The sequence below is a fragment of the Actinotignum sp. usb-actsch-213 genome (genome assembly GCF_059085665.1).
This window is the reverse complement of sequence record NZ_JBHNSQ010000031.1, coordinates 1-13,735: the sequence shown is the minus strand read 5'-3', so window position 1 is coordinate 13,735 and position 13,735 is coordinate 1. Positions and strand designations below refer to the sequence as shown.

At 58.5% G+C, this 13,735-nt stretch carries 7 protein-coding genes; 3 read left to right on the top strand and 4 right to left on the bottom strand.

Features of this window, described 5'->3' with window-relative positions:
• Positions 1 to 127 precede the first annotated feature (127 nt).
• Both AC5RK6_RS03115 and AC5RK6_RS03110 read right to left on the bottom strand, forming a co-directional pair.
• Positions 128 to 1,534, bottom strand: coding sequence for an ABC transporter substrate-binding protein (locus AC5RK6_RS03115; protein ID WP_435730928.1), 1,407 nt, complete (start codon positions 1,532 to 1,534; stop codon positions 128 to 130).
• The gene (locus AC5RK6_RS03110) at positions 1,531 to 4,698 is read right to left on the bottom strand and encodes a hypothetical protein (RefSeq protein ID WP_493926361.1); all 3,168 of its coding nucleotides are present in this window, start codon (positions 4,696 to 4,698) and stop codon (positions 1,531 to 1,533) included. Before AC5RK6_RS03110 ends, AC5RK6_RS03115 begins: the two co-directional genes overlap by 4 nt.
• Positions 4,699 to 5,116: 418 nt before the next feature.
• On the opposite strand from AC5RK6_RS03110, the gene AC5RK6_RS03105 reads away from it, so the two are divergent.
• From AC5RK6_RS03105 to AC5RK6_RS03095, 3 genes are all read left to right on the top strand, one after another.
• Positions 5,117 to 5,398, top strand: a complete 282-nt coding sequence (locus tag AC5RK6_RS03105) for a hypothetical protein (protein ID WP_394532643.1) — start codon at positions 5,117 to 5,119, stop codon at positions 5,396 to 5,398.
• A 254-nt stretch (positions 5,399 to 5,652) separates the two neighbouring features.
• Positions 5,653 to 11,325 carry a DUF6531 domain-containing protein gene (locus AC5RK6_RS03100; RefSeq protein ID WP_435730926.1) on the top strand — a complete coding sequence of 1,891 codons (5,673 nt, stop codon included), beginning with the start codon at positions 5,653 to 5,655 and terminating at the stop codon, positions 11,323 to 11,325.
• Between the two features lie 213 nt (positions 11,326 to 11,538).
• Positions 11,539 to 12,123: a hypothetical protein gene (locus AC5RK6_RS03095; protein ID WP_435730925.1), complete on the top strand. Its 585-nt coding sequence runs from the start codon at positions 11,539 to 11,541 to the stop codon at positions 12,121 to 12,123.
• Between the two features lie 391 nt (positions 12,124 to 12,514).
• On the opposite strand, the gene AC5RK6_RS03090 is transcribed toward AC5RK6_RS03095, so the two are convergent.
• Both AC5RK6_RS03090 and AC5RK6_RS03085 read right to left on the bottom strand, forming a co-directional pair.
• A complete protein-coding gene (locus AC5RK6_RS03090) occupies positions 12,515 to 12,817 on the bottom strand; it encodes a hypothetical protein (protein ID WP_435730924.1) in 303 nt (100 codons plus the stop codon).
• A gap of 87 nt (positions 12,818 to 12,904) precedes the next feature.
• Entirely contained in the window at positions 12,905 to 13,177 is a 273-nt protein-coding gene (locus AC5RK6_RS03085) for a hypothetical protein (RefSeq protein WP_435730923.1), read from the bottom strand.
• Between the last annotated feature and the right edge of the window lie 558 nt (positions 13,178 to 13,735).

The window sequence follows — 13,735 nt, the reverse complement described above, 5'->3', positions numbered from 1 at the left end:
AAAACAACCGATCCGAGTGATCGCTCCTAATGACAATACGCATATCGTTTTCCGCTGTGCCTTTACCTTCAGGGGCCGCACCTGGGGTGATGCGGGCGGCCCGCTCCGCTTTTCTTCGAGGCGTTCCTTAGTGGGCACCCTCAGAGGAAATCCATTCGATGCGCCCGTCCACGATGGCTGCTTGCACCGGGCACGGACCTCCACTTGCGCTTCCCGCGGCGCTGCCACCGCTCCCGCCGCTAGCGGCGCCGCCACCCGTGCTACCCCCACTTCCCGCGCCGCAGCGCGCCACCCGTTCGGTTCCCGATACCGCAGCTTCGCGGGCTTCGGGGGTGGTGAGGGCCTGCATGATTTTGGCCGGGTCGGTGGAGTTGGCCACCGCGGCCGCGGCCACGAAGCTGAGAACCGCATCGTGACTCAGGCCGTCCGCGTACTGCCAGCGCTCGCTGAACTCGGTGTCATCCCGCAGGGAGAGAAGCGCGCCGTTGGTGCGCATCACTTCCACAGCCTGGAGGAAACCACCTGCCGGCAACCCGCTGGCATCCGGTGAGGTGAGGGATACCCCGCCCGGGGTGGGGAATCCGTAGCTGTAGATACCGGCAATCGGGGTGCGTGCGTCGGTGAGGCCCATGCTGAGTACGCCGTTGAAAGCTTCCGGTCCCACGAGGATCGGGCCGTCGTATCGCGCCCCGCGCAAGCCGGTGATCTGCTGGGCGATCGTGGATGCCGGAGCGTCAATAACCACGCAGGGATTGGGCCGCCCCAGGGTGGCTTCCAGCACCTGGGCACTCACGGTGGCCGGTTCGGCCAGGCCGATATGAGCGTCGACCCCGCGCACGCCCCGCACCCCGTTGGCGAGCTCCCCGCCCACCGAAACCACGGTGGAACACTGGAGGTCACCGAGCTGGTTGGTCAGCCCGGTGATCCAGCCACCCGCGGTGGGTAGCTGGTAATGCGCACCCTCGGGAACATCGGCGGAGGGCTGGAGCTGGTAGGGGAAGATAATGGGGAGCCCGGCATCGGCGGCCGCGTTCGCGAGCGCCAGGGTGTGGCTACCGGTAGTGAGGGCAATGACCCCGGAAACATCGCTATCGGATAATTCGGCGATGGCGGCGCGGGCGCCGTCGTCACTACCCTGATCGGAGACGGTCACAAGTTCTACCTGGGTGCCGCCCTGCGCGAGGCGCCATTGCGCCACTCGCACTCCTTCACCGCTGAGGTCCCAGCCCGGACCCTGGGTGAGGTCTTCCGTATAGGATACGACGACGCCGAGCTTGAGCCCTTCGGGCACATTCTCCACGGCGAGCTCCACGGATGCCGGCGGGAAAGCCTCGAAGTCGGGGGCGCTGGCCGTCCGCGCCTTTTCCGATTGGTACCGGAAGAACCAGATCAGGGCCGCGAGGAGGGCGAGCAGCAGCAGAGCGGCCAGAATGCCAAGTGCGGTGCGGCGCTTATCACGAGCGGGTTCGCCGCCCGCCGGGTAGGCCCCGGAGGATTGAGTTTGGGCCTCGGAGTGCTTAGCGGATTCGCTCACTTTTCCTCCTCGGTAGGAATGACGTGGAAGGAGTACATCCCAATTTCCGCGTTGCCGGATGCCGGGAGCGTGGGCAGCTGTTCGAGGCGGGCCAGGGAGGCGCGCAGGCGCGCGGCCCCGAAGGCATCCGCCCCGAGGGCCGAACGGTACCCGGATTGAATGGTTGTGGTGGTCGCGGTGGAATCACTGAGCTTGGCATCGGCAATTCCAAGGTGGCCTTCGGAGGTTTTCATGGCTCCGAGTAGGCCGCCGCCACCGGGGGTATTGGTCCCGATATCCGCGAGCACGTTGACGAGGTCCTGCATAATGAGCGCGGACACGGCATCCGAATTGGTGACCGCGTTGCGGCTGGTTGTGCTCACGGTTGCGCTGTTCTCATCCATGAGCTGGCGGGTTTCCGCGTCCAGGGTGTTATTTGCCTCCGTAATCAGACCGGTGGTGCTCCGCACCGCGCTGGAGCCGGTATTGCGCAGGTTCTCGGAGAAGACCGTTAGCTGGTTGGACACGCTATCGAAAATCGCGCTGGAGGAACGTTCGGTGCGGTCCCGCGCGGTGGAAACCCCGCTGTAGAGGCGGTCACGATTCGTAGTGCCCGTTTCATCGGTGCGGGTCTTCGATTTTCCAACGAAACCGTCCAGTTCCGCGGCAAAGGCATCCAATTCACCCACCACGTCACGGGCCAGCGGGGCCAAATCCGCGTAAATATCAACGGTGGTAGCGATGTTCTTATTGAGTTCATCAACCATCTGCGCGAGTTGCGCGGTGCGATCCTTGCGCTGATCATCGAGGCGCGCACGCTCGGCATCCAGATCCTTGAGGATTTGCTGGGATTGCGTGAGGCTCTCGCGTAGCTGCGCGAGCCCGGCAATAGCTTCCGGCTGATTCGCTCCGCTCAGAGATTGGGTTGCCTCCATAATCGAGGTGATGTGACCGCGAGTTTCCTGCCCGAGGAAACGCACGGATTGGCGGTATTTGCCCGCACGATTACCGATCATTCCCGCGGTATGCGGGCATTCGGCGCCGGTGAGATCGCGAACAACCTCCCGCACGGCCTTTTTATCGAGCTTGGGATTGGCGATCGGCTCCTCGGCACCAACCTCACGGGTCAGGCCCGCGTCAATACACATGGATTCCGTGATCTCGGTGAGGCGCTTATCCTGAGCCTGGTTGCGTTCAAAAGCCTTCCCAGCTTCCGCATTCACCCGCGCGAATTCCTTATCCAGGGTATCCACGAGTTTGAGCGCGGCATCGAAACGCTTCTTGAGTTCGTCAATATAGGGCGTCATGGGCGCGCTGGAATCTACCGTTTCGGGCGGAATCTCGTGGGGAGCACCCGCGCTGGGTGCCGTGCTAGGTTCAGGCGAAGCAGAAGGTTCAATTCCCGCGCTCGGTTCCGGCACCGCGCTGGGTTCGGGCGAGCCGGAAGGCTCGGTTCCCGGACGCGGCGGCAAGCTGGGAGAAAGCCCGGGCATGGGTTCCGGCTGCGGCAAGCGGCCCTCATGCTGGTAGATCTGGAGGTCTTTCGCGAGGGTATTCACGCTGCGCAGCGCACCATCCAATTGCTCAACCGTATCCAGGTTCTTGTGCTGAGAGCCGCCACGCAGCTGGGTGACCAACTCTTCACCTTCGGCACGCACCTGGTTGCTCAGCTCATTCAAATCGTGGTGGGCGCTGAGAACCGTGCAGGTCAAAGTGGTGGCAACAGCCGGATTCGCGCAGTCTTCCGGGGAGGGATTTTGCGGCCCGAGGATGCTGTCCAGATCGGAAAGAATATGTTCCTGGCAGCGGGTGGTGGTGGCACTCAACGCTTCCAGACGGGCGGAGAGGCCGTTGATAACCCCGTACACCCCACCGGCCGGAATCACTTCTTCCGGGTTGGTGACGGTGGGCAGGTCATCGCCCACCGCCGGGCCGCTGGGCTTGGGCGCCGGCGAAAGCGTGGCCATGGGGATGGAGCTTGCCGTTGGCCTGGGGCTGGGATCCCCGTTCGGGAGGGTGGGCCACGGCGACGGCGCGGCACCCGTACCCGCAGAAGCAGAAGGCGAGGGGGTCGGGGATGCCGGCGCGCTCGGCCCCTCTCCCGGGCTGGGAGCCGTCGGGGTGGGAACCGCCGGGCTCGGCGTAGCCGGCAGGTCTTCTTCCAGACCGAAGTTGATTTCGCAGGTATCGGGGTTGATATCGATACGCGGCCGGGGAGCATCCGGGTTTCCCAAGAGGGTGCGCACAGTGGCAGTTGTTTCCGCCAGCGAACTTGACATGGTGGAGCCCGTGCTGACGAAGAGGCTATTGAGGCGCGATTCCAGGCTCTCCAGCGTGGATGAGACGGACTGCGCCGAATTCTCGATGCGCCCGCGTGACATCTCCAAATCCCGGATGGTGCGCGAACCAATGGAACCGCCCGCATTGGCGAGCATGGCACGCGCATCTTCAAGGGCGGTCCCCGAATCCGCGAGGATATCCGCAGATTCTTGCAGGGTACGGATCGTTTGGGAAACGAGCAGTGTTTCCTCACGTTGCTTGCGCGAATCCGGGTTGATACCGAAGCCGGGCTGCGTCGCAATATTAATAACGGGCGTGACGAAATCCTGTGCCTCAACAACCAGCGTGAAATGCAGGAGCGAGGTGGTGGACCCTACTCCGGTGAGTCCAGCCCACTGCACCGTGGTGGTACCGCGGTCATTAACGGCGACGACGCCGTTGGTTGCTCTACCTTCATCGCCGGCCTGGGGAGTCCGAACAGCTTCGGGGGCAATTCCGGGCAATTCCACACCGGCAGCAACCGACATCGGGGTGGCCACCAGGACCTCGTGACTAACCGCGCGTCCGTCAATATCCGCGTTCACCCGCTCCAATTTCCCTGTGATATTTTGCACAGTGACATCGATGCGGACCGGGCCGGTAGCGCCGGCAACACTGCTGGCATCCGAGGTGGTGACCCCGTTAAAGGTGTAGGAGGTCACCACCCGGATGGGGAGCTCCCCACCGGCTGCTGCAGGATCAATACGGTGGCCATCGCCGCCGGCCATGGCCGTAATGGCTCCGTCGCTACCCACCTGGATCGTGACAACTCCAGGGTCGGCCTGAGCCGGGACGGCCACCGCCACTCCGGCTACGGCCAGAGCGGGAACCGCCAGAGCCAGAAGCGCTGGCCGGCATCGCTTCACAAAGTTGCGGACAGGGAACATTGGGCGCCTTTCGTAGTGTGGTGAGCGCATGACGGCCACACCCTATCACTATGTAATGACGTATTTCCGTGGCTTAAACCGCGCCAGAAAGCCGTTTCCCGGGAGTTTGGTTTTTATTTACCTTGGGGGCACATACTATGCGGATTCACCTTCGCTTTACGTTCCCGCACGGCCGGAAAGGCGCCGTCGTCGTATATTGCACCGCAACGCAGTCAAGCCCTCCGCAAGGTTAACGCAAGCCCACCACCATCCTCGCAATTGTTATCAATTTGTAATATTTCACGTTACGGAGTATTTACCCGGGGTCAGTAGCGTCGAAGGCGTCGATGGCTAGACATGACAATGTCGCCCTGTCGGCACTGTCAGAACTCTTCTCTACCCAATAAGGAGACCAATCATGGCTCGTGTTCTTACATCCAGTGAAGCCAAGCAGGCCATTCAGCAGATGCAGTCCATTATTAACGGTGGGCTGACCGATCAAATTTCGCAGCTTGATACCCAGGGGCAGATCCTCTCGGATGCGAATGTGTGGGATGGTCCGCTCGCTCAGCAGTTCCGTGGTGATGTGTGGCCGCAGACCAAGTCGGCTCTGGACAAGGCCAAGCAGGAACTCGAGGATCTGCGTAACCAGCTCGACCAGATCTCGACCAATATCTTCACCGCCGGCGGCGGCGAGTAAGCACCACACCACCACCAGTCCGATTTACGCGCAATCCGGGCGGTTCACCGCATTTGCGTGTCACCCACGCGGCGAACCGCCCGGATCTTGCGTTTCCTTGTATTTCATTTCTTCTCTATGACTTCTTCATCGCCCGCACTGTCTCGCCTCGCCACCACAGCACACCGTCACGTGCCCCGCGAGGCGCTCACACTGAGCGCGCGAAACACAGCTTGCCCAGCCCGGATGTCGACTCATAACGATAGGTAGTTCCCATGCCAAGACCCAACGTATATACCGGTTTCGAAGCCGGTCTCGCGAGCAATTTAAAGAGCGCCATCAACAACGCGATTGAGGCGCTGAACACCGCCCAGACCACTCTCAACGGCGGCATCGCCTACGCACAAATTGACTTCGCCGGGCGGTTCGCGGATTTGTACGCGCAGAATATGGATATCCAGCGCGCGGATAAAGAGATGCTGGTCGCGTCTTTGCAGGCGCTGGAATCGGGCGTTACCGAACTGGAAGAAGCCGCGCGGGCCGAACAGAAGATGATCGATATCTTCAACGCCTGGGAAGCGGACCACAACCGCTGGCTCGCGCGGCGGCCCATTAACCCGGAGCTCATACCGTTGTGGCTGGCTAACGAACCACTCCTCATCCCTCCGAGTGCGCGTTACCCGGGTACCCCGCCGGCGCGTTCCATCGATCAACCTTCCTTACCCCAACACGACACCCCCATGCCGGGCAGCGGTGGGGGCGGCTCAGGCGGGCGTTCCTCCTGCTACCCCGCGAACCTGTACGAATACGTACTAGCGGCCCGTTCAGCGCATGACACTCTTGAAAGCCATCCGCGTGCCTTGCAGACTGCCGTCAGTTCCTTTGTGGGCGGCTGGAAGTTCGGAAATCTCAGCGGTGGGGAAAGCATCGCGTGGGGCATCAATGATTACATTCGCAATAACGATAACGATGCCGAGTGGATTGATGTGGTACGCCAGGCCTTCAAGGAAGCCGGCGAGGGTGGTCCGGTGCTTACTTTGCTGGATTCGTATATCGATGCGGTGCTTGATGATGCTGGTGTGGATGCGGGGCGTAAGGCTATTGGGGTGGCGTGGCCGGTTTTGACTGGTCAGGTTGTTAATTCTGCTTTGGTGTCTGATCCGGTTAATAGTGCGACGGGTAATTTCCTGGAGCCGGAGTTGGATATTAGTTTCCCTGCGGGTTTCCAGGTGGGTGGCTTGTCGCGGGTATACAACTCGATTCTGGCTCATATGCAGCGCGCGGGCGCGGATGATGCTCCCGTGCGGGGTGTTTTCGGGACGGGGTGGACGAGCGTTCTTGACCAGTGTCTGGTAGAGCGTGCGGATTACCTGGTGTGGATGCGTGAGGATGGCCAGCATATCTACTTCGCGGTGGATGGTAAGCGGTTCGGGCCTGGTTCGGGTGTGGTGCGTGCTGAGGGAGAAAACTTCTGGGTCCGCGCGGTTATCGTGCCTGGCGATAGCGAAGGAGTGCTGGGCTGGGAAGTTTCGGATAATACTGGCCAGCGTTGGGTCTTCACCCGCGCTGGTGTTTGGCTTGAGGTGTGCGGGCGTGAAGGTTTCGGAGTGCGCGCCGAGCGCGACCGTAAAGGCCTGGTTACGGCTTTGGTCAGTGAGCGTGGCCGGCGTATCGAGATGGAGTACCTGGATGGCCGGGTGGTTGTGGCCCGCGGCTGGGATGGTACCCGTTTCGAATACCATTACGAGGGCGAGCATTTGGTGGGCGCGAGTGGCCCGCATGGTACCCGGCGTTATGAGATTGATGATGCGGGGTTGGTTGCGCGTGTGGTTGCGGCAACTGGCGTGGTTGAGTGCGTGAATATTTACGACGACGCAGCTCGCGTGGTCAGGCAAACCTCTGAGCACGGCCGGGATACTCGTTTTGCTTATCTACCGGGCCGGGTCACGGTGGTCAGTGATGCTGATGGTTCGCGTTCGAATACGTGGGTGGCTGATAGTCGGGGTCGTACTATCGCCGCCCGGGATTCTGACGGTAACCGCCAGACCATGTCTTATGACCGGCACGGGAACTTGTTGCGGTCCCGGGATCGGGATAATAAGGTCACCACGCATTTTTATGATGAGCGTGGGCACTTGGTCCGCACGGTTTCCCCTGCTGGTGGGGAATTAACCGCCACTTATGATGGTCTGGATCGCTTGGTTGAGGCGGTGGGGCCTACTGGCCTGGTGGCCCGCTATGAGTATGAGGGTGAGAGTCGTAATCCGAGTCGTTTTGTTGATGCGGCCGGTGGTATCACCACGATGGAGTGGGAGAACGGGCTCTTGGTGAGAGCCACGGACCCGACGGGAGTATTCCAGACTATTGGCTATAACGATACCGGTGAGATTACTTCTTTCGCTGACGCGTTGGGCAATACCTATCGGATGGAACGTGATAGCGCGGGGCGCGTGGTTGAGATGGTCACGCCGCTTGGTTTTGCTACCCGGCTTGTTTATAACACGGATGGCACCCTGGCTCGCCGTGTTGATCCGGATGGGGCCACCACCACGATTGATTACGATGCTTATGGGCGTCCGGTTGTGGTGACCGATCCGGGCGGGGCGAAAATGACGCTGGTGTACAGCGAGGTTGATGGCCGGGTGGAAAAGATTATTGACCCGCTAGGCCATGCCTTGAGTAACGATGTGGACGACTTGGGTAATCTGCGTTCCATCACTATGCCGGACGGGGATGAGTTCACTTTTGTTTTTGATGCTCTCTCGCGTTTGAAGCAGATCGCTGACCCGGTGGGGCATGCGTGGAAGTTTGAATATGACGCGGTGGGGGATCTCTCTACGGTGATTGACCCGGCTGGGGTTACTACCCGGACGGTTACGGATTCCAAAGAGCGTACCGCTACCGCAGTTGATAGCCATGGTCATGGTGCGGTTGTGCAGTTCGATGAGTTCGGACGTCCGGTGGCTAGTTATGACACCGCGAAGAACGCCTCCGTGGTTACCTACGATATTCGGGGTAATGTCACGGAAATGTTGGACGCTGAAGGCGCTTTGACAACCCTGGATTATGACGCAGCCGGGCGTGTGGTGCGGATGACGAGTCCGGGTGGGAAAACTACTGACTACACGTATGGGTCTTCCGGGCGTCTGGATGTGCTCACCACCCCGGAAGGCGAGACACGTTTCGAATACGATGCCGACGGGCGTGTGGTTGCCACGGTGAATACTGCTGGGGAGCGTTCTAGTTTCGAGTATGACTCGTGTGGGAGGTTGCTGCGGGCTAAGGTAGCCGGGCGGGGTACCTCCGAGTTCCGGTATGACGTGTGTGGGCGGGTGGCTTATTCGCGGGATATCCTCACCGGTGTCCGTTATTTCCGGTACGACGCGGCGGGGAATCTTATCTCGGTGCGTAACGGCCTGGGTGGTATCACGCGTTATGAATACGATGTGCGTAACCGCCTGGTACGGGTGGTTGACCCGGGTGGCGGGATCACCGAGCGCGTGTATGACAGTGTGGATAACCTCCTCTCGGTCACTGACCCGCTCGGGCGTAGTGTATCGGTGGCCTATGACAAGCTCGGCAACCCACTCTCCCGCACGAGTGCTGATGGGACCGTGACGAGTTTCGAGCACGAGGATGGCATGGTGAGCCGGGCTCGTATCGATGGCCGGGAAGTCTTCCGTTCCGAACTTGATTATGAGGACCGGACCCTTACTCTCACCGATGGTGAGGAGAATCGGTATGTGTTCACCTATGATCGCTTAGGCCGTCTGGTTTCCCAGAACAGTACGGTGGCAGGGGTGGCACGGTGTTCTACCTGGACGTACGGGAAGGATGGGGAGCGGACCTCTTATACCCCGGCTGGTGGGGCAACTTATCGTTATGGCTATGATGCGGTTGGGAATCTTGCCACAATCACGCATCCGGACCTGGATACGGTCCGCTTTGGTTACGATCCGATGGGCCGAGTCACCCACATGGTTGCCGGTGAAGATACCCACCAGTGGGCCTATAGGGATGGTTTCGTCTCTCACCATACGCATACTCGTGATGGCGTGAAGGAAACTACCCGTGTTGAGCATGATTCGTGGGGTCGTGTTATTGCGATAACCACCGGGAGTGAGAAAGTCTCTTATGAGTATGGTGGGGATGGCCAGCTTACTGCTGCTATCTCAACCAGTGGCGTAAAGAAGACGTGGGAGTATGACGAGGCTGCTCGTATTATCCGCTTCACCGACGGTGAGACAGTCAGTGAATACACCTATGATCGGGCGAGTCAGCTCGTCGAGCGTCGCCACACTAGCCCGGAAGGCACGAGTCAGACGGTTTACGGCTATGACGCGGATGGATATCGGGTTAGCCAGACCGTGGATGGGAAGCTTGCACGGCGGTTGCGTTGGAGCGCGGGTGGGAGCCTGGCGGGTATTACTGACGTGGTTGATGGCCGTGAACGCGAGCTGACTATCACTCTGGACGGATTGGGTAACCCGATCAGTTTCGGGGATGAGACTCGTCTTGAGTGGGATTATGCGTCTCCTATCCCCACAGTCGGGGCGATGAATGGTAGCCCGTTCATGTCTCTTCCTGGTGGTGTGATGCTTAGCGGGCAAGGTGTTCAAACTCGGTATGATGCGAGCTGGCGGGCCGGGCGGGGCACGGACCCGATGTCTCCGTTCGCTAGCCCAAGCACCGTGGCTGGTTTGAGTGAGCATTTACCTGAGGGTGTTGACGTGCTCGGGACTGGGTCGTTGCGTGTTGGCGGTATGGAGTGGATGGGTGAGCGCCTGTATGACCCGGCCACTCAGGCGTTCTTGTCCCCGGACCCCCTCCCGGCACCAGTGGGGAGTTCGTACCAGACTAATCCGTATAACTATGGCGCGAATAACCCACTCGCGCTCATGGACCCACTCGGGCTGACCCCTGCAACCGATAGTTTCTTCGGAAGCATGCTCAAGGGATTGCGCTCCATTATGGACCGCGTTACTCTGATACGTCACGTTGGACGTATGACTTTCCAGGAGAAAATCCTCAAACCGGTCGGCAACTTCCTTAAGAACGCAGGGAACTGGCTCAAGGGAGCGTTCAACGCAACTGTCGACTGGGTAAAAGTCCATTGGAAAACAGTTGTTGGCGTGGTTGCGGTAGGCGCCGGCATCGCTCTTCTCTGTTCCGGCATCGGAGCTCCCGCAGGAGCTGGACTTCTCACCGTTGTTGGCTACGGAGCGGCGATAGGTGCCGGATCCGGAGCACTTATCGGCGGAGGATCCTCAATGATTAGCCAGGATCTTTTCAATCACGACAATTTCAGCTGGGGAGAAGTCATTTACCAGACAGTTCTCGGCGGGGTTAGCGGCGGCATCGGCGGCGGACTTGGCGCCGGTGCATCACACGTAACGACCAAACTTCTGAAAGGTGTCAACTGGGTGAAAGGGCAGGTTAGCCATATCCCGCAACGAATTAAGAATATCGGGAACATGTTCAAAGGTAAGCCACGTGTACCGATCAAGATCTCAACAGATCTCTCAAGAGCACAAGGAATCGGCGTTGATATCGTTAAAAGTGTGACTTCTGATTATTCTAAGGAAGCTACGAATTGGGTCGGAGACTCGCTGTTTAAGGATTACGTCAAGACAGGAAACTTCAATCCAAACTTCAGCGAAGAAGATCTCGCCGAACGCATGGTAACGGTTACCGGTGCGCAACTCACGGGTGGTGCCTTGCGAATCAAGGGAGTGAACCAGATTCCAACCTCGCCAGGCATGTCAAACGCCCGGAACGTTTTACGCCAGAAGGGAGGTAAGTTCCTGACAGAATTCGCACCAAAAGAATTCAAGAATATCGAAGCTATTGGAGCGGATCTTCTGGACGGTGATGGTGAATTTAACTCGGCGTCCCACGCCCGCAAGCACATCAAGTCGTTGGCTGAGTCCGTCAAGGCGTTAAAGTAACGATACGCTACGCCTCGTACATACGGTTCCTTGTAGTTTCGTGTGGGTGGAACCTTCGAGGGTTACCGCCCACACGAAACTTTAATTTCTATCGCGTCCTTCCTCTTTCATCAATACCACCCTGGAGGTTTTCTTTTGAGTAGCTATATCGGGCCTCTCGCTAGTTTCACCGCGGGCGCTGCGGCACCAACCATTCAGCGGCGACTCCGGAAGATGAGCACGTACCCGCGTGAACCGCGAGTCTTTTCACAGGCGAAAATCTTCCTTCCGGTCGGTGGAATCAGCGCCTTTCTCCTCGGACTAACGGTCATTGCCCTAGCAACCAGTGACGAGGCCAGCCGCCCCGAGGATGCCACCCTGGGAATTATCTTATGCTCCATCGCAATAATTCCGTTCCTCTGGTTCCTCTGGATGGGATTAGCACGCCGGTTCGGCGTCGATAACGAAAAACTTTGGTCCCGTTTCACCCCCGTGTTCTACCGCGAGATCTACTTCTCGGATATCACCCGAATCACGTTCGACAACCTAGGTTTTCGCCTCTACAACAGGCAAAACAAGTTCCTCGGAATAGCAATCAACCGCTTCGACTACACCCTGGCCTACTTGCGGATCCTTGAAGAGCTGAAGTACCGCCGTTTTACGGTGGGCGACGTCGCCCCGCACGACCCACGCTGGCCCGAAGCCGCACAGGAACTACGCAATGCTCTGGCCGCGGAAGCATACGGCAACCACCAGAACTACTACGACAACCACCCAGCCGAGCTTCACGAGCTCACCGCTCTCGCCCAGGGCCGCTAATTACTTACGTACTCAAAAAGGACGGATACCAATGTCCGCATCTTTCTCTTTCGCAGCCGGCTTCGCAACGGGAGCTACACAATCCCCGCTACAACGCCGCATCCAGTATCACGACCGCCGGCAACGACGGCTGGAAAGTTTATGGGAACGGCACCCATCTCCCCCTCTCCAAAGATGTTTTCGATTACACTCTTGCCTACCTACGGATCCTTGAGGAACTCAAGTACCGCCGTTTCACCGTCAACAATGTTGAACCGCACGACCCGCGCTGGCCCGAAGCCGCACAAAACCTACGTTACGAACTAGCCGCGGAAACCTATCGCAACCACCAAAAGTACTTCCACAGCCACCCGACTGAACTCCAAGCACTGATCGAGCTTTCCGAGGTGTGTTAGGAGCCCGCGGGGTAACGCCCTACCGCCAATGCGTTGAGCTCCTGCAATTCAGCAGGGCGTGAATCATAGTAGCTTTGGTGGTTCCGGTACGCTTTGGCCGCCAACCGATTACGCATTTCCTGCCATGCTTCTGGCCACCGCGGATCATGAGGCTCGTTTTTCCCAGCCGTGAAGCGCCGGATCCGCATCTCCTCCAGGATCCGCAAGCATGCCAGGGTGTAATCAAAGCGATTGATCCCCAAAGCAAGCAGCTTCTTACCGTTAGCAAAGACTCCGAAAGATACTCCCGCGAAGGTCACCCGTGTTATTTTCGAGAAATAAATCTCTCGGTAGAAAACAGATCCAAACCGCGACCATACTTTTTGATCATCTACACCGAAACGCCGCTAGAAACCATGCATCAAATACAAAAGGCCCATAATAATTACTGTCGAAATCAAAACGAGAAACAAGATTTTATCGACGGGATCAGGAACCTCATCGGTAGTCAAAACAAAAACCAAGCCCATAAGCGGAGGAAACGTACATATTACCCCACTCAGAACAAAGAGCTTCGCTTGCGAGAACACCCGCGGCTCGCGCGGATATTTACTTATTTTCCGCAAACGGCGCTGGATCCCGGGCGCCGCAGCAGTAAATGCACCAACTGGAAGGGACATAGAAACCTCCATAACCAGGAGCCGCTGCGGCTACCGCGTCTCAGTCAAATGATCGATCGGACGCGGCTGCCAATACCATGCACTATCCACCATTAACGATACGATACGACGACGGAACCCCCACAGAGCATGCCTCTTCTGCCACATGAGAGCACTTAACCCCATACGGCGTTGCTGGGTGTTCCTTAAAAATAAATCGCATTTTTTCAGAACTGCGCTACAAGAACCACCGCACGAAAATCAATCACATTAAAATGCACCTGACCACTCAGAATAAACCATGTCCCTACCAGAAAACACCAGTGAGCACGCTATGTGCCTCTCATTTCCCCAGCCGTTTCCCCCCAGCCCAATACGATTCAGGTTATAATTCCTAATATATTGAGCAACCTCAACGAATTTATCTACGCCTTTGGCGTAGCCCAAATTCAGCTTCGGGATAGTCCAGTGTTGGGTATCCACAAGAGTTCAGAATAAGGGGCTCCGCCACACCTCGTATTTTTATCAGCACTATGAATGGATGACACATGAAGAAATCAATAGCGGCACTCGGGAGCG

What these genes read in the sequence shown, in the direction of transcription:
- AC5RK6_RS03105 (WP_394532643.1), top strand. Translation starts at nt 5,117, where the DNA reads ATGGCTCGTGTTCTTACATCCAGTGAAGCCAAGCAGGCCATTCAGCAG.
- AC5RK6_RS03100 (WP_435730926.1), top strand. Translation starts at nt 5,653, where the DNA reads ATGCCAAGACCCAACGTATATACCGGTTTCGAAGCCGGTCTCGCGAGC.
- AC5RK6_RS03085 (WP_435730923.1), bottom strand. Translation starts at nt 13,177, where the DNA reads ATGTCCCTTCCAGTTGGTGCATTTACTGCTGCGGCGCCCGGGATCCAG.
- AC5RK6_RS03095 (WP_435730925.1), top strand. Translation starts at nt 11,539, where the DNA reads ATGAGCACGTACCCGCGTGAACCGCGAGTCTTTTCACAGGCGAAAATC.